Annotated in this window: 1 protein-coding gene; it reads left to right on the top strand. The window is 48.7% G+C overall.

What is annotated here, in order from left to right; translation table 11 throughout:
• A partial coding sequence (locus B3180_RS08825; protein ID WP_286844080.1) for a cation:proton antiporter occupies positions 1-421 on the top strand: 421 nt, incomplete at both ends.

The following is a 421-nucleotide window of genomic DNA, read 5'->3' as shown; positions in this document are numbered from 1 at the left end:
ATAGGTTGGTTAGGTGGGCGGCTATTCATTATTGCCGCTCGAAAACTGCCGTTAAGCTTTAGCTTTTTCCCCTTATTGGCCGTAGCCTGTGCTATCTCCATTTACGCATTAACGGCGAAACTGCACGCCAGCGGCTTTCTGGCTGTTTATTTAATGGGGTTTGTTATTGGTAACGCCCGGTTGCCTCAGTTGGTTCATATTCTGCAGGTGCAGGACGGGCTGGCGTGGCTCAGCCAGATAGCGATGTTCCTCATTCTCGGATTACTTGTTGTTCCTTCTTACTTAGTCGCTAACGCACCGGTCGCAATTGGTATTGCCTTTACTCTAATATTTATTGCTCGTCCGTTGGCGGTGGTGGTGAGTTTATTGCCCTTTAGCTTTCCTTGGCGAGAGCAGGTGTTTATTAGTTGGGTGGGGTTAC

The organism is Idiomarina sp. UBA4206, from assembly GCF_002383015.1.
GTDB classification, from domain to species: domain Bacteria; phylum Pseudomonadota; class Gammaproteobacteria; order Enterobacterales; family Alteromonadaceae; genus Idiomarina; species Idiomarina abyssalis.
The sequence above is the reverse complement of the archived record's forward strand: the minus strand, read 5'-3'. Positions and strand labels throughout refer to the sequence as shown.